This window comes from Streptomyces sp. x-19, from assembly GCF_046549115.1.
GTDB classification, from domain to species: domain Bacteria; phylum Actinomycetota; class Actinomycetes; order Streptomycetales; family Streptomycetaceae; genus Streptomyces; species Streptomyces albulus_C.
The window spans coordinates 45440-60394 of sequence record NZ_JAJPWK010000025.1 but is presented as its reverse complement, the minus strand read 5'-3'; the positions used below and the strand labels follow the sequence as shown (position 1 = coordinate 60394).

The 14955-nt window shown below is 75.0% G+C and carries 13 protein-coding genes; 10 read left to right on the top strand and 3 right to left on the bottom strand.

The features are described from left to right. The first annotated feature begins 103 nt into the window (after positions 1–103). Both ACLJT4_RS34930 and ACLJT4_RS34925 read left to right on the top strand, forming a co-directional pair. The gene (locus ACLJT4_RS34930) at positions 104–847 is read left to right on the top strand and encodes a response regulator transcription factor (protein WP_411128638.1); all 744 of its coding nucleotides are present in this window, start codon (positions 104–106) and stop codon (positions 845–847) included. Positions 848–862: 15 nt separating this feature from the next. Further along, the gene (locus tag ACLJT4_RS34925) at positions 863–2278 is read left to right on the top strand and encodes an ATP-binding protein (RefSeq protein ID WP_411128636.1); all 1416 of its coding nucleotides are present in this window, start codon (positions 863–865) and stop codon (positions 2276–2278) included. Positions 2279–2344: 66 nt separating this feature from the next. On the opposite strand, the gene ACLJT4_RS34920 is transcribed toward ACLJT4_RS34925, so the two are convergent. Both ACLJT4_RS34920 and ACLJT4_RS34915 read right to left on the bottom strand, forming a co-directional pair. Further along, positions 2345–3337: a TAXI family TRAP transporter solute-binding subunit gene (locus ACLJT4_RS34920; protein WP_411128634.1), complete on the bottom strand. Its 993-nt coding sequence runs from the start codon at positions 3335–3337 to the stop codon at positions 2345–2347. Positions 3338–3385: 48 nt separating this feature from the next. Then, positions 3386–4324 carry a LysR family transcriptional regulator gene (locus ACLJT4_RS34915; RefSeq protein ID WP_411128632.1) on the bottom strand — a complete coding sequence of 313 codons (939 nt, stop codon included), beginning with the start codon at positions 4322–4324 and terminating at the stop codon, positions 3386–3388. Between the two features lie 118 nt (positions 4325–4442). On the opposite strand from ACLJT4_RS34915, the gene ACLJT4_RS34910 reads away from it, so the two are divergent. From ACLJT4_RS34910 to ACLJT4_RS34900, 3 genes are all read left to right on the top strand, one after another. Next, positions 4443–5060, top strand: a complete 618-nt coding sequence (locus tag ACLJT4_RS34910) for a maleylpyruvate isomerase family mycothiol-dependent enzyme (RefSeq protein ID WP_233660288.1) — start codon at positions 4443–4445, stop codon at positions 5058–5060. Between the two features lie 91 nt (positions 5061–5151). Beyond that, entirely contained in the window at positions 5152–6669 is a 1518-nt protein-coding gene (gene miaB / locus ACLJT4_RS34905) for a tRNA (N6-isopentenyl adenosine(37)-C2)-methylthiotransferase MiaB (RefSeq protein WP_411128704.1), read from the top strand. A 50-nt stretch (positions 6670–6719) separates the two neighbouring features. Then, a complete protein-coding gene (locus tag ACLJT4_RS34900; protein ID WP_411128630.1) occupies positions 6720–7439 on the top strand; it encodes a class III extradiol dioxygenase subunit B-like domain-containing protein in 720 nt (239 codons plus the stop codon). A 97-nt stretch (positions 7440–7536) separates the two neighbouring features. Here ACLJT4_RS34900 and ACLJT4_RS34895 read toward each other — a convergent pair whose 3' ends face one another. Further along, a complete protein-coding gene (locus tag ACLJT4_RS34895; RefSeq protein ID WP_411128628.1) occupies positions 7537–7995 on the bottom strand; it encodes a hypothetical protein in 459 nt (152 codons plus the stop codon). Between the two features lie 182 nt (positions 7996–8177). Here ACLJT4_RS34895 and miaA point away from each other — a divergent pair, with 182 nt between their 5' ends. From miaA to ACLJT4_RS34870, 5 genes are all read left to right on the top strand, one after another. After that, complete coding sequence (gene miaA, locus ACLJT4_RS34890; protein ID WP_411128626.1) at positions 8178–9116, top strand: tRNA (adenosine(37)-N6)-dimethylallyltransferase MiaA; 939 nt, start codon at positions 8178–8180, stop codon at positions 9114–9116. A gap of 109 nt (positions 9117–9225) precedes the next feature. Beyond that, entirely contained in the window at positions 9226–9744 is a 519-nt protein-coding gene (locus ACLJT4_RS34885) for a hypothetical protein (protein WP_411128702.1), read from the top strand. Between the two features lie 73 nt (positions 9745–9817). After that, positions 9818–10696: a diaminopimelate epimerase gene (gene dapF, locus ACLJT4_RS34880; protein WP_411128624.1), complete on the top strand. Its 879-nt coding sequence runs from the start codon at positions 9818–9820 to the stop codon at positions 10694–10696. A 221-nt stretch (positions 10697–10917) separates the two neighbouring features. Further along, positions 10918–13083: a RelA/SpoT family protein gene (locus ACLJT4_RS34875; protein ID WP_411128622.1), complete on the top strand. Its 2166-nt coding sequence runs from the start codon at positions 10918–10920 to the stop codon at positions 13081–13083. Between the two features lie 137 nt (positions 13084–13220). Continuing rightward, positions 13221–14855: a M1 family metallopeptidase gene (locus ACLJT4_RS34870; RefSeq protein WP_411128620.1), complete on the top strand. Its 1635-nt coding sequence runs from the start codon at positions 13221–13223 to the stop codon at positions 14853–14855. Positions 14856–14955 lie beyond the last annotated feature (100 nt).

Here is a 14955-nt window from a genome sequence, read left to right as displayed (position 1 = left end):
CTGGGTAACGGATGGCGGCGCGGAGGCGGCATCCTCTTGACGGGCGGGCCACCCATCGCCGTAGATGCCCTGTGGCCCGTACGCACACCGGAGGGGAGGGCCCATGAGACTGCTCCTCGTCGAGGACGACGACCACGTCGCCGCGGCCCTGTCCGCGGTGCTGTCCCGGCACGGGCTGACCGTCGTGCACGCCCGCAGCGGCGGGGAGGCGCTCCAGGCGCTGCTGCCCGACGACGCCGAGCCGTTCGCCGTGGTGCTGCTCGACCTCGGGCTGCCCGACCAGGACGGCTTCGAGGTGTGCGGCCGGATCCGGAAGGTCTCCGCCACCCCGGTCATCATGGTCACCGCGCGCTCCGACGTCCGCTCCCGGATACACGGCCTCAACCTCGGCGCCGACGACTACGTCGTCAAGCCCTACGACACCGGTGAACTCCTCGCCCGCATCCACGCGGTGAGCCGGCGCACCGGCGCCCCGGGCGGCCCCGGCGACGCACCGGTCGAGGAACCCGGCCCCGGCGAGCCGCTCCGGCTCGGAGCGCTCACCGTCGAACTCCCCACCCGCCAGGTGTCCGTGGACGGTGCCGCGGTCCCGCTGACCCGCAAGGAGTTCGACCTGCTCGCGCTGCTCGCGCAGCGCCCCGGCGTGGTCTTCCGCCGGGAGCAGATCATCAGCGAGGTGTGGCGGACGAGTTGGGAGGGCACCGGCCGCACGCTGGAGGTGCACGTCGCCTCGCTCCGCGCCAAACTCCGCATGCCGGCGCTGATCGAGACGATCCGCGGCGTCGGCTACCGCCTGGTCGCACCGGCCGCCGGCCCCGCCGCGGGCCTCCGCCCGCCGGCCCCCTGACGGCTGCCCGGCCCCGTGCACACCCGACTCCTCCCGCTCCTCATCGTGCTGATGGCCGGCGTGCTGCTCGCGCTCGGCGTCCCGCTCGGCGTGATCACCGCCGGGGTGGAGCAGCAGAAGGTGGTGGTCGACCGGATCGACGACGCCGCCCGGTTCGCCTCCCTCGCCCAGTTCGTCACCGCCCGCCCCAGCGCCGCCGCCGGCAGCAAGACCCCCGAGGAGGACGAACGGCTGGCCACCCTGCGCGCCGAACTCCTGCGCTACCAAGAGCTCTACGGGATCCGCGCCGGCGTCTTCTACCGCGACCGCACCCCGATGGCCGCCGCCCCGCGGGACCTGACGGTGCCCGCCGACGGCGAGGGCGCCCAGGCGTTCAGCGAGGCGCTGGCCGGCCGCCGCAGCCACGACCCGCACCAGGTCTGGCCCTGGGACGACACCGGCCGGATCGCGGTCGCCTCGCCCGTCGTCCGGGACGGCGACGTGGTCGCCGTGGTCGTCACCGACTCGCCCACCGGGCAGATGCGCAGTCGCATCCTGCACGGCTGGCTGCTGATCGCGGCCGGCGAGTGCGCGGCCATGCTGGTGGCCGTCGCGGCGGCGTTCCGGCTCACCGGCTGGGTGCTGCGGCCCGTGCGGGTGCTCGACGCGGCCAGCCACGACATCGCCACCGGCCTGATGAAGGCCCGGGTCGCCGCCACCGCGGGACCGCCCGAACTCCGCCGGCTGGCACGCTCGTTCAACGAGATGGCCGACCACGTCGAGGACGTCCTGGAGCAGCAGCGGGCCTTCGTCGCCGACGCCTCGCACCAACTGCGCAACCCGCTCTCCGCGCTGCTGCTGCGGATCGAGCTGCTGGCCCTCGAACTCCCCGAGGGCAACGAGGAGATCGCCTCGGTGCGCACCGAGGGCAAGCGGCTGGCCCGGGTCCTGGAAGACCTCCTCGACCTGGCGCTCGCCGAGCACACCGCCGCCGACCTCCACCTCACCGACATCGCGGCGCTGACCGTCGAACGCGTCGACGCCTGGCGCCCGCTCGCCGAGGACCGGGGCGTCCGCCTCAGCTACGAGGGCCACCCCGCGGTCACCGGCTGGGCCGACCCGGTGGCCCTCTCCAGCGCCCTGGACGCGGTGGTCGACAACGCCCTGAAGTTCACCCCGGCCGGAGAACCCGTCACGGTGGCCGTGGCCCCCGACGGCGAACGCGTCACCGTCACCGTCGCCGACCGCGGCCCCGGGCTCACCGAGGACGAACTGGCCCGGATCGGCGACCGCTTCTGGCGCAGCAGCCGCCACCAGAACGTCTCGGGCTCCGGCCTGGGCCTGTCCATCACCCGCGCACTGCTCGCGGCCGGCGGCGCCACCATCGACTACGCGCCGCACCCGCCGCACGGCCTGGAGGTCACCGTCTCGGTCCCGCGCAACGCCCCCTGAGCGGTCGGCCCCCGCGCCGCGGCGCGCCGACGCCGCCACCCGGACGCGCCGTGCGCACCGCCGCCGTCACTGCTTGGCCGAGACGTAGTACTCCCGGGCGCCGGCGTGCAACGGCAGCGGATCGGTGAACACCGCCGTCCGCAGGTCCACGTTCTGCGCCGCGTGCACCACGTGCCCGATCGCGTCCCGGCTGTTGATCACGGCCTTGGTGATCCCGAACGTCAGCGCGGCGTCCTCCCGGTCCGTGGTCACCAGCAGGTTCGCCACCGCGATCGTCTTCACCGCCTCGCCGTTCTGCACCCGCGGATACGCGTCGGCCGGCATCACCGCCGCCCGGTAGTAGCGGGTCGACTCGCCCTGCCGGTGCAGGGCCGGGATCAGGTCCCCGAGCTGCACCAACCGCACCGGGAACCGCTGCGCCAACTGCTGCACCGCCAGCGTCGGCAGCCCGCCCGACCAGAAGAACGCGTCGATCTGCCCGTGCTCCAGCATGCTCGGCATCCGGTCGATGCCCACCCGCACCGGGGTGATGTCGGCGGCGAAGTCCAGCCCCGCCGCCTCCAGCAGCCGCCGGGTGATGAGCTGGACGCCCGACCCGTCCGAGCCGACGCCCACCCGCAGCCCCTTCAGGGCACGGGCCGAACCCACCGCGGAGCCCCGGGGCACCACCAGCTGCATGTAGTCGTCGTAGAGCCGGGCACAGGCCCGCAGCCGGTCCGCGCCGGACTCGTGCCGGGCCTGGTAGTCGGCCACCGCGTCCGCGGTCGCGATGGTGAACGCCGCCCGCCCGGTGGCCAGTTGACGCAGGTTGTCGATCGACCCCTCGCTCCGCAGGAGCCGCAGGTCCACGCCCGGCAGGTCCCGCGCGACGTCGTCCTTCAGCAACTCCCCGTAGCGCGCGTACACCCCGGTCGGCACGCCGGTGGCCAGCGTCACCCGACCACGGGGCGCGGCGGCCCCGCCCGGCTGCAGACACCACAGCACCAGCCCGAGGAGGGCCAGGGCCGCGGCAGCCGAGGTCAGCGCCCGGCGCCGGCCAGGGCGGGGGAGTATCGCCATGGGCGAGATCCTGCCAGTCCGCAGGCCCCGACGGGAGGGTCCGGAAGGTTACGGCTTCGCCGCCGCCCGATCACCCTTGCGGCCCGGTGTTCCCAAGGCCGCCCGCAGGTGGTCCAGCAGCGCCCTGGCCGCCGGCCCGGCCGGCCCGTCGGCCCGCCACGCCAACGCGATCCGGCCACGCGGCCGGGCCCCGTCGAACTCCAGCGTCCGCACCCCCTCGGCCCTCGCGGCGGCCGGCGCCGGCACGACCGCCACGCCCAGACCGCGGGCCGCGAGCCCGGCGAGCAGCTTCGGCGCGGCCGCCTCGAACGCGATCCGCGGCCGGAACCCGGCGTCGGCACAGACCCGCTCCAGCACCCCGCGGACCCCGGTGCCGCGCGGCAGGCAGATCAACGGCTGGTCGCGCAGCGCCGCCGGCGGGATCCGCCCGTCCTGTGCGACCGCCAGCAGCGGGCTGTCCGGGGCGACCGCCGCGACCAGCGCCTCGTCCACGACGATCCGGAACGACAGGCCCGCCGGGGGCTCCGCCTCGGCGGTCCCCAGCAGCGCCAGGTCCAACTCCCCGCGCTGCAGGGCGAGGAGCATCCGTTCCGAACCGTCCGTGGTGACGGCGACGTCCACCTGGGGATGCGCGTCGTGGAAGTCCGCCAACAGCGACACCGCCCGGCCCTCCCAGCCCGCGTCGGCCCCCGACACCAGCCCGAAGGCCACGTGGCCGCGCAGCAGCCCCGTGAACTCCGCCACGGTCTGCCGCGCACCCTCGACGGCGGCCAGCGCCGCCCGCGCGTACGGCAGCACCGCCGCGCCCACCTCGGTCAGCGTCACCGACCGGCCCGAGCGGTCCAGCAGCGTTTCCCCCAGCTCCCGTTCGAGCTGCCGGACCTGCGCGCTGACCCCCGGCTGCGCCAGGTGCAGACGGGCCGCGGCCCGGGTGAAGTTGGCTTCCTCCGCCACCGCCACGAAGTAGCGCAGCTGCCGCAGTTCCATAACCAGCGATTCTAGTGACCAGAAGAACCAAGTCTTGGACTTATGACTGCTCCCCCACCAGCCTGGAGGACGAGCGGCCCACCGCACACCCGGGCCGCACCGGACAGGGGGAGCACCGATGGACATCCGCGCCGCGATCGCCGCCGAACGCCGCGAACTGGCCGACCTGCTGGACACCCTCACCCCCGCGCAGTGGGACGCGCCCTCGCTGTGCGCGGGCTGGCGGGTCCGGGAGGTCGCCGCCCACATGTCGCTGGGCTTCCGCCGCCCACTGCGCACGCTCGCCGTCGAGCTCCTCAAGGCCCGCGGCAGCCTGGACCGGATGACCGACCGGTGCGCCCGCCAGGACGCCGCCGCCCTGACGCCGGCGGCCCTCGCCGCGGCCCTGCGGGACCACGCGCACCACCCCTGGACGCCACCCGTCGGCGGCCTGGCGGCGGCCCTGGGCCACGACGTCGTGCACGGCCTCGACATCGCCGTCCCGCTCGGCCTGGACCGCCGCGTCCCCGAGGACCGGCTGCGCGTCCTGCTCGACGGCCTCACCCCGCGCGGCACGAAGTTCTTCGGCGCCGACCTCGACGGCGTCGCCCTGCACGCCGACGACCTCGACTGGTCCTACGGCACCGGCACCGCGCTCCGCGGCGCCGCCCAGGACCTCCTCCTGGTCGCCTTCGGCAGGAAGCTGCCCCCGGGCCGGCTGCACGGCGCGCCGCAGGCCCGCTTCGCCGCGGCCTGAGCCCGACACCGCCCCGTGGTACCGCCGCGCGTAGCAGGCCGCCGAACGCCCCGCCGGGAGCCCGTACCCTGGACGGGTGAGCGGTAACGACGTGCCCGGTGGAGCAGTGGCCGAAGTGAAAACGTACGAGGTGCGCACCTACGGGTGCCAGATGAACGTCCATGACTCCGAACGGCTCTCGGGCCTGTTGGAGGACGCGGGCTACGTACGGGCCCCGGAGGGCACCGGCGAGGGCGAAGCGGACGTCGTCGTCTTCAACACCTGCGCGGTGCGGGAGAACGCCGACAACCGGCTGTACGGCAACCTCGGCCGGCTCGCGCCGATGAAGGCCCGCCGCCCCGGCATGCAGATCGCGGTCGGCGGCTGCCTGGCCCAGAAGGACCGCGACACCATCGTGAAGAAGGCGCCCTGGGTGGACGTCGTCTTCGGCACGCACAACATCGGCAAGCTGCCGGTCCTCCTGGAGCGCGCCCGCGTCCAGGAGGAGGCGCAGGTCGAGATCGCCGAGTCGCTGGAGGCGTTCCCCTCCACGCTGCCCACCCGCCGCGAGAGCGCCTACGCGGCCTGGGTCTCCATCTCCGTCGGCTGCAACAACACCTGCACCTTCTGCATCGTCCCGGCGCTGCGCGGCAAGGAGAAGGACCGCCGCCCCGGCGAGATCCTCGCCGAGGTCGAGGCGCTGGTCGCCGAGGGCGTCTCCGAGATCACCCTGCTCGGCCAGAACGTCAACGCCTACGGCTCCGACATGGGCGACCGCGAGGCGTTCAGCAAGCTGCTGCGGGCCTGCGGCGCGATCGAGGGGCTGGAGCGGGTCCGCTTCACCTCCCCGCACCCGCGCGACTTCACCGACGACGTGATCGCGGCGATGGCCGAGACGCCCAACGTGATGCCGCAGCTGCACATGCCGCTGCAGTCGGGGTCCGACACCGTCCTGAAGGCGATGCGCCGCTCGTACCGCCAGGAGCGCTACCTCGGCATCATCGAGAAGGTGCGCGCCGCCATCCCGCACGCGGCACTCACCACCGACATCATCGTCGGCTTCCCCGGCGAGACCGAGGAGGACTTCGAGCAGACCCTGCACGTCGTCCGCGAGGCACGCTTCGCCCAGGCGTTCACCTTCCAGTACTCCAAGCGGCCCGGCACCCCGGCCGCCGAGATGGCCGACCAGATCCCCAAGGAGGTCGTGCAGGCCCGCTACGAGCGCCTGGTCGCCCTCCAGGAGGAGATCTCCTGGAGCGAGAACAAGAAGCAGGTCGGCCGCACCCTGGAGCTGATGGTCGCGGAGGGCGAGGGCCGCAAGGACGGCGCCACCCACCGCCTCTCCGGCCGCGCCCCCGACAACCGCCTGGTCCACTTCACCAAGCCGGACGAGCCGGTGCGCCCCGGTGACGTGGTCACCGTCGAGATCACCTACGCCGCCCCGCACCACCTCCTGGCCGAGGGCGAGGTGCTCGGCGTGCGCCGTACCCGTGCCGGCGACGCCTGGGAGAAGCGCAACGCCAAGGACACCGCGCAGGCCGCCGCGTCGGCCGGGGTGCTGCTGGGCCTGCCGAAGGTCGGCGTCCCCGAGCCGCTGCCGGCCGCCGCGGGCGGCTGCGGCTGCGACTGACCCCGGCCACCCCAGGACCCGGGCGGCGACCCGGGCGTTACGCTGCGTGCATGCTCGTTGCCGCAGCCATCTGCCCCTGCCCGCCGCTGCTCGTCCCCGAGGTCGCCACGGGCGCCGCACCGGAACTGGACCCGGTGCGGGCCGCCTGCCGGGACGCGCTCGGGGTGCTCGCCGCGGCCCGTCCCGACCGGCTGGTCGTGCTCGCCCCGACCACCGACGGGACCGCCGAGGCCCGGTATCCGCAGGGTTCCACCGGCTCCTTCCGCGGCTTCGGGGTGGACCTCGACGTCACGTTGGGGGCCGCCGGTCCGACGCCGTCGGGCGGGCCGCAGCTGCCGCCCGCGCTGGCCGTCGGCGCCTGGCTGCTGTCCCGCGCGGACCGGTGGGAGGTGCCCGTGGAAGGGTTCGGCGTGCCCGAGTCCCTGCCCGGCGACCGCTGCCGTCCGCTGGGCCGTGAGCTCGCCGGATCCGCGCCCCGGGTGGCCCTGCTGGTGCTCGGCGACGGCAGCGCCCGCCGCTCCGTCAAGGCCCCCGGCTACTTCGACGAGCGGGCCGAGGCGTTCGACGCCGGCGCGGCCCGCGCCCTGGGGGCCGCCGACACCGCCGCCCTGGCCGCCCTGGACGAGCGGCTCGCCGCCGACCTCATGGTGTCCGGGCGGTCCAGCTGGCAGGTCCTGGCGGGCGCCGCCGAGGGCGCCGGGCTGCGCGGCCAGCTGCTGCACGAGGAGGCCCCGTACGGCGTCGGCTACGCCGTGGCGGCCTGGACGTAACCACACCGGCGGCGCACGCCACCCGCACCGCACGCGAGGGCGCGGCGGACCGGGAGCCTCACCGGCTCCCGGTCCGCCGCGCCCTCGCGTCGAGCGGCTACTTCTGCGCGCCCTCGCCGGCCTCGCTGTCCACCGCGGTCGGCACCGACTGCTGCCGCGGGATCGCGGCGCCGCCCTCCACCGGACCCGACCCGGCCGGCTCCGGCGCCGCTTCCGCCCGCTCCGCCGAGTCGGCCTCCGCCGTGGCCCCGGCGCCCTCCGCGCCGGCCGCACCGTCCGCCGCAGGCTCCCCGACCGGTTCGACCGGTTCGACCGGTTCGACCGGCTCGCCCGGCTCGGCCGGGGAGTCCGTCACCACGGCCTCCGGCGCCTCCGCGGCGTCGGCCGTCGCGGGCTCCGCCGCAGCCTCCGCCGGCGCACCCGACTCCGCCGCTTCCGGGGCGGCGGCCTCGTCCGCCCCCGGCGTCCCCTCCGCCGCAGCCTCCGCCGCGGCCGTCGCGGCACTCTCCTCCGCCGCGTCGGACTTGCGCCGGCGGAACCGCGAAAACACGCCCATAACTTGCTCCTACGCACCTTGTGTGGGGGAAATCCCGCGTCGCCCGGAGCGTCACCTTGCGCCGCCCGACGGGCCCCGGCAGCGCACCGGCATTCGGGATCTCGCAACAGGCAACGACGCCGTCCGCGCCCCGTCACGTCGCTCGTTCGAGATGACCGGGCGAGGTTTGCGAGACTGACGGGGTGAACACCGTCGTCCCCACCCCCCGGGTCATCGCCGTCGTCGGCCCCACCGCGGCCGGAAAGTCCGACCTGGGCGTCGCGCTCGCCCAGCACCTCGGCGGCGAAGTGATCAACGCCGACTCGATGCAGCTCTACCGGGGCATGGACATCGGCACCGCCAAGCTCACCCCCGAGGAACAGCAGGGCGTGCCGCACCGCCTCCTCGACATCTGGGACGTCACCCGCGCCGCCAACGTCGCCGAGTACCAGCGGCTCGCCCGCGCCGAGATCGACCGGCTGCTCGCCGAGGGCCGCACCCCGGTCCTGGTCGGCGGCTCCGGCCTCTACGTCCGTGGCGCCCTCGACGCCCTGGAGTTCCCCGGCACCGACCCCGCGGTCCGGGCCCGCCTGGAGGCCGAGCTCGCCGAACTGGGCAGCGGCGCCCTGCATGCCCGGCTCGCCGCCGCCGACCCGGAGGCCGGCCGCGCGATCCTGGCCGGCAACGGCCGCCGGATCGTGCGCGCGCTGGAGGTCATCGAGATCACCGGCCGCCCGTTCACCGCCAACCTCCCCGGCCACGAAGCGGTCTACGACACCCTGCAGATCGGCGTGGACGTCGAGCGCCCCGAGCTCGACGAGCGCATCGCCACCCGGGTCGACCGGATGTGGGAGGCCGGCCTGGTCGACGAGGTGCGGCGGCTGGCCGCCGAGGGGCTGCGCGAGGGCCGGACCGCCTCGCGGGCGCTCGGCTACCAGCAGGTGCTCGGCTACCTGGCGGGGGAGTGCACCGAGCAGGCCGCGCGCGACGAGACGGTGCGCGCCACTAAGCGCTTCGCCCGCCGCCAGGACTCGTGGTTCCGCCGTGACCCGAGGGTCCACTGGCTCAGCGGGGCCGCCGACCGCCGGGCCGACCTCGCGCCCCTGGCACTGGGGTTGCTCGAACGACCGGTCACAGCCTGATCACGTCATGGCATCGGGACGCTCCGGCCGTCATCCGGGTCGCTGAGGGCGTGTCATCATCGACCTTCGATCGAGGCGTGCAATCTGGCAGTGGGGAGGGCGCGTGGCAATGGAGGCCAGCCCGCGCAACCGTGCCCAACAACCGGACCAGGACGGCGCCGGAACCGCACCGCCGGCCGAGGACGGCCCGCCGGTCCACGACGCCGACGGCCTCCCCGACGGTCCCCCGGCCACCCTCGACGCCTCGGACGGCCCCGACGCCGAGCCGGGCCCGTCCCCCGAGGGCGGCGAGTCCTTCCGCGACCTGCGCCCGCCCCGGCGGCTGCGGCTGTGGCAGCTCGCCCCGATCGTGGCGCTGGCCGCCCTCGGCTCGCTGATGTTCGCCTTCCCGTTGGCCTTCGAGTTCGGCGGCGACGGCGGCGCGGTCATCGCGATGCTCGGCCTGCTGTTGTGCTGCTGCGCCGCCGGCACCGGCATGATGGCGGCCCGCCGGGTCGGCCACACCTGGCCCGGCCTGCCGGTCCGCGGTTCCGGCCGCCGCGCGGACTGGCGGGTGGTCCTCCTCTACGCCGCCGTGGTCGCCGTCCTCGCGGCGCTGGCCATCTGGCGGGTGGCCCGCCTCCGCTGAGGCCCGCGGCCCGGTCCGTCGCCGGGCCCCGCCCCGTCCGGCCGGCGCGCCGCGCTGGCCGTAGGATTCAGGGGTGACCAGCACGCAGCGCATCGCCTTCCTCAAGGGCCACGGCACCGAGAACGACTTCGTGATCGTCCCGGATCCGGACGGCCGGCTCGACCTGCCCGCGACCGCCGTCGCCCGGATCTGCGACCGCCGTGCCGGAGTGGGCGGCGACGGACTGCTGCACGTGGTGCGGTCCGCCGCGCACCCCGACGCGCGGGCGCTGGCCGACGAGGCCGAGTGGTTCATGGACTACCGCAACGGCGACGGCTCGATCGCCGAGATGTGCGGCAACGGCCTGCGGGTCTTCGCCCGCTACCTCCTGCACGCCGAGCTGGTCGAGGCCGGCGACGTGGCGATCGCCACCCGCGCCGGAGTGCTCCGCGTGCACCTCGCCAAGACCGGTGACGTCACCGTCGCCATGGGGCGCGCCGCGCTCCCCGAGGACGGCGTGGTGGTCGAGGTCGACGGGCGCAGTTGGCCGGCCCGCAACGTCAACATGGGCAATCCGCACGCCGTCGCGTTCGTCGAGGACCTGGCGCACGCCGGGGAGCTGCGCGCACAACCGCAGTTCAGCCCGGCCGCGGTCTACCCGCACGGCGTCAACATCGAGTTCGTCGTGGACCGCGGACCGCGCCACGTGGCGATGCGGGTCCACGAGCGCGGCTCCGGCGAGACCCGTTCCTGCGGCACCGGCGCCTGCGCGGTGGCCGTCGCCACCGCCCGCCGGGACGGCCTGGACCCGGCCGCGACCGGCACCCCGGTCACGTACACCGTCGACGTCCTCGGCGGCAGCCTGACCATCACCGAGCTGCCGGACGGCACGGTCGAGATGACCGGGCCGGCCGTGATCGTCGCCGAGGGCACCTTCGCACCGGAGTGGCTGGCGGGCGCACTCGCCGGCTGACGGGTACGGGCCGCGAGCGCCGGAGCACGCCCCTCGACCAGGGGAAACGGTTTCGGCGAGGAGAAACGATTCCGGCCAGAAACTTCCCTCGAATGGGTGATCCGTTTCACGCTGAGCGAGAGGTGGACAGCGCTGCGTGATGGGCTCGGTAGCATCAAGCACCGGCCCGGGCGCCCGAACTGACGGCCTCCCACCGCCGGTCGACGCCGCCGGAGGTGCCCATGAGCGCAGAGGCCACGAATCCTGGAAACCCTGAAGCAGCGGATCGCAGGCGCGGCCGCCCCCGGCCGGCGCTCCGGGGGCTGCGCCGCATCGGCCGTGCCGCCCTCCTCGGCCCGGCCGCCCGCGACGGCCTCCCGGACGCCCTGGAACACGTCGCCAAGGTGCACCGCCGCCACCACCCCGACGCCGACCTGGACATCCTCAGCAAGGCGTACCAGCGCGCCGAGTCCTCGCACCGCGGTCAGACGCGCAAGAGCGGCGAGCCGTACATCACCCACCCGCTCGCGGTGACCCTGATCCTCGCCGAACTCGGCGCGGAAACCACCACGTTGACCGCCTCCCTGCTCCACGACACCGTCGAGGACACCGACATGACCCTCGACCAGGTGCGCACGGAGTTCGGCGCCGAGGTCTGCTACCTGGTCGACGGCGTCACCAAACTGGAGAAGGTCGACTACGGCGCCGCCGCCGAGCCGGAGACCTTCCGCAAGATGCTCGTCGCCACCGGCAACGACGTCCGGGTGATGTCCATCAAACTCGCCGACCGGCTGCACAACATGCGCACCCTCGGCGTGATGCGCCCGGAGAAGCAGGCCCGGATCGCCGGGGTCACCCGGGACGTGCTGATCCCGCTCGCCGAGCGCCTCGGCGTCCAGGCGCTCAAGACCGAGCTGGAGGACATGGTCTTCGCGGTCCTGCACCCCGAGGAGTACACCGCGACCCGGCACCTCGTCGCCTCGTACGCCGGCCGCCCCGACCCGCTCGCCGCGCTCGCCGCCCGGGCCCGCGCGATCCTCGCCGACGCCGGCATCGAGGCCCAAGTCCTCGTCCGACCGCGGCACTTCGTCTCCGTGCACCGGGTCCTGCTGGCCCGCGGCCGGCTCACCGCCGCGGACCTGGGGCGCCTGCTGGTCCTGGTCGCCGAGGACGCCGACTGCTACGCCGTCCTCGGCGAACTGCACACCTGCTTCACCCCGGTGGTCTCGGAGTTCAAGGACTTCATCGCGACCCCCAAGTTCAACCTCTACCAGTCGCTGCACACCGCCATCAGCGGCGAGACCGGCGACGTCGCCGAAACCCTGATCCGCACCCACCGCATGCACCGGGTCGCCGAGGCCGGGGTGATCGCCCTGGGCGATCCGCACGTCCCCACCGACGGCGCCGACGCCCCCGAGGGCGAGCGGGCCGACCCGACCCGCCCCGGCTGGCTCGACCGGCTGCTGACCTGGCAGCGCACCACCCCCGATCCGGACACCTTCTGGACCTCGCTCCGCGACGACCTCGCCCAGGAGGGCGAGATCACCGTCTTCTGCACCGGCGCCGCCGCGGACGACCCCGGCGGCACGATCGGACTGCCCGCCGGGGCGAGTTGCGTGGACGCGGCCTACGCCCGGCACGGCGACGCGGGGCACGGCTGCATCGGCGCCCGCGTCAACGGCCGCCTGGTCACCCTCGGCACCGTCCTGCGGGACGGCGACAGCCTCCACCTGCTGATGGCCCAGGACTCCGCCGGCCCCTCGCCGCAGTGGCTCGACCACGCGCGCACCCCCGCCGCCCGGCTCGCCATCTCCCGATGGCTGGCCCGCCCACAGGACACCGGCGAGCCGCCCGCCACGCCCGCCGGCCGCCGCACCGAACGCCGTCGGGTGCCGGCCGGCGGGCGCGGCGGGCGGCTCACCGGCCCGGACCACGCCGCCACCGCCTCCGGCCTCGCGGTGGCCGACCTGCCCGGCGCGGCCGTCCGCCTGGCCGGCTGCTGCACGCCGGTGCCGCCGGACACCGTCACCGGCTTCGCGGTCCGCGGCGGCGCGGTCACCGTCCACCGCGCCCTGTGCCCCGCGGTGGCCAGGATGGCGGCGATGGGGCGGCAACCGGTCGGGGTGCGCTGGCGCGGCGCCGGCCCGGGCGGCCCCGGCTGCCGGGTGACGCTGCTGGCCGAGGCGTTCAGCCGGCCGCACCTGCTGCCCGACCTGACCGAGGCGATCGCCGCCCAGGGCGCCGCCGTGGTCTCCGCTGCCGTCGAACCCCCGCACGAGCAACTGGTCCGGCACACCTACACCCTCCACCTGCCCAACGCCGCCGGCCTGCCCTCCCTGATGCGCGCGATGCGCGACGTACCGGGCGTCTTCGACGTGGTCCGGGCCACCACGACGGTGCGTTCCTAGCCCCCGGACACCCGCGGGCAGGACCGGGGTCAGATCCGGCGCGCGGGCGCAAGCCGGATGGCCGAGGTGCCGCTCGTTCGGGTGCCGTGCTGACGTGCCGTCCACGGGCGGGCGGGCCGCGCTGATAGCGGTAGCCCATGTCGCTTCCCTTGCGCCGCCCGTCCCGCGAGCCCGACGGGACCGCTTTTGACCGCACCACCGACCGTTCCGCGGACGCCACCGCCGGCCGGCGCCCCGGCGCCCGCCACGGCCGGACGCCCCGCCGGGTCGCCGCCCTCGGCCTCGCGATCGCCGCCACCGTCGCCGCGGCCGCCCCGCAGCCCGCCGAACCGCAGGGCATCGGCGACCGCCTCTTCCCCTTCCTCGGCAACCCCGGCTACCACGTCACCTCGTACGACATCTCCCTCGACTACTCGGGCCACAACGACCGCCCGATCGACGCGGTCACCGTGATCAACGCCGAGGCCACCGCCACCCTCGAACAACTCAACCTCGACTTCGCCGACGGCGCCGTGCGCTCCGTCCAGATCGACGGCCGGCCCGCCGCGCACCAACAGGCCGGCGAGGACCTCGTGCTCACCCCGGCCGCGCACATCACCCCCGGGCAGAAGCTCCGCATCGTCGTCCACCACACCAGCGACCCGCGCGGCAAGGGCAACGGCGGCTGGATCCGCACCACCGACGGACTGGCGATGGCCAATCAGGCCGACGCCGCCCACCGGGTCTTCCCCTGCAACGACCACCCGTCCGACAAGGCCTACTTCACCTTCCACGTCACCGCCCCCCAGGGGCTGACGGTCGTCGCCAACGGGCTGCCCGTCGGCGAGGGCACCCGTGGCCCGCGCCGCACCTGGACCTACCGCACCGCCCACCCCATGGCCACCGAACTCGCGCAGGTGTCCATCGGCCGCTCCAGCGTGGTGACGCACCGCGGTCCGCACGGGCTGCCGCTGCGCGACGTCGTCCCGGCCGGCTCCCGCGGCGCGCTCGCCCGCTGGCTCGCCAAGACGCCGGACCAGGTGGCCTGGATGGAGCAGAAGGTCGGCCCGTACCCGTTCGAGACGTACGGGGTGCTGATGGCCGACGCCAGCACCGGCTTCGAGCTGGAGACGCAGACGCTCTCGCTCTTCGAGAAGCGGCTGTTCACCACCACCCAAGTGCCGGACTGGTACGTGGAGTCGGTGATGGTGCACGAGCTGTCCCACCAGTGGTTCGGCGACAGCGTCAGCCCCCGCCGGTGGTCCGACGTCTGGCTCAACGAGGCCCACGCCACCTGGTACGAGGCGCTCTACGCCCAGGAGAAGGGCGGCCCGCGGGCCTCCCTGGAAGCCCGGATGCAGCGGGCCTACCAGGCGTCCGACGGGTGGCGCGCGGAGGGTGGCCCGCCGGCCCTGCCCAAGCTCCCCGACCAGGGCCGCAAGATCGGCATCTTCCGGCCGGTGATCTACGACGGCAGCGCCCTGGTCCTGTACGCCCTGCAGCACAAGATGGGCAAGGCCGGCTTCGACCGTCTGGAACGGGAGTGGGTGGCCAAACACCACGACGGTTCGGCCGGCACCGCCGACTTCATCTCGCTGGCCTCCGACATCTACGGCCACAACCTCTCCGGCTTCTTCTGGGAGTGGCTCTACGGGGCCAAGACCCCGCCGATGCCCGGACACCCCGAGTGGAAGCCGCAGGCGGCCAAGCAGGCCGCGGCGGACGGCAAGACGCCGCAACCGGCGCCGCGGGTCGCCGTCACGCCGGGTGCGCCGCACCTCCACAAGGCGTGACCGCGGTCGGGGCGGGCGCCCCGCGGCCCGTGCGGGAGCCGCCGGGCCCGCACGGGAACCCCGCCGAAAGCACCGGAAAACCCGCGTGACGCCCGTCTCC

Excerpts from the sequence above, each read along its gene's own strand:
- ACLJT4_RS34930 (WP_411128638.1), top strand. The coding sequence starts at position 104 with ATGAGACTGCTCCTCGTCGAGGACGACGACCACGTCGCCGCGGCCCTG.
- ACLJT4_RS34920 (WP_411128634.1), bottom strand. The coding sequence starts at position 3,337 with ATGGCGATACTCCCCCGCCCTGGCCGGCGCCGGGCGCTGACCTCGGCT.
- ACLJT4_RS34915 (WP_411128632.1), bottom strand. The coding sequence starts at position 4,324 with ATGGAACTGCGGCAGCTGCGCTACTTCGTGGCGGTGGCGGAGGAAGCC.
- ACLJT4_RS34910 (WP_233660288.1), top strand. The coding sequence starts at position 4,443 with ATGGACATCCGCGCCGCGATCGCCGCCGAACGCCGCGAACTGGCCGAC.
- ACLJT4_RS34900 (WP_411128630.1), top strand. The coding sequence starts at position 6,720 with ATGCTCGTTGCCGCAGCCATCTGCCCCTGCCCGCCGCTGCTCGTCCCC.
- ACLJT4_RS34895 (WP_411128628.1), bottom strand. The coding sequence starts at position 7,995 with ATGGGCGTGTTTTCGCGGTTCCGCCGGCGCAAGTCCGACGCGGCGGAG.
- ACLJT4_RS34885 (WP_411128702.1), top strand. The coding sequence starts at position 9,226 with ATGGAGGCCAGCCCGCGCAACCGTGCCCAACAACCGGACCAGGACGGC.
- ACLJT4_RS34875 (WP_411128622.1), top strand. The coding sequence starts at position 10,918 with ATGAGCGCAGAGGCCACGAATCCTGGAAACCCTGAAGCAGCGGATCGC.
- ACLJT4_RS34870 (WP_411128620.1), top strand. The coding sequence starts at position 13,221 with ATGTCGCTTCCCTTGCGCCGCCCGTCCCGCGAGCCCGACGGGACCGCT.